We start from the raw sequence: 204 nt of genomic DNA, 5'->3' as shown, positions 1-204 counted from the left end.
TGTAACCGCGATAACCGATCACCGCAGCGCCAAAACCAACGCCAACCCGGGCTTCGTTCATCATCTGGAACATGTATTTCAGTCCCTGATGGGGTTCGCCAACCAGGTAGCCGTGGCAGGGGGCGTCGTCACCAAAACTCAATGCGGTGGAGGTGGTGCCCCGGTACCCCAGTTTGTGGATCAGGCCGGCGAGGCTGACGCCAT

The 204-nt window shown here is 59.8% G+C and carries 1 pseudogene; it reads right to left on the bottom strand.

Annotated elements, in window-relative coordinates:
• A pseudogene (locus B2W52_RS17235) lies at positions 1–204 on the bottom strand (acyl-CoA dehydrogenase); the annotation flags it as partial.

The sequence above is a fragment of the Marinobacter sp. UBA2498 genome (assembly GCF_002341575.1).
In the GTDB taxonomy this organism is placed as follows: Bacteria; Pseudomonadota; Gammaproteobacteria; order Pseudomonadales; family Oleiphilaceae; genus Marinobacter; species Marinobacter manganoxydans.
Note: the sequence above shows the minus strand (reverse complement) of the source record. Positions and strands in the feature narration are given on the sequence as shown.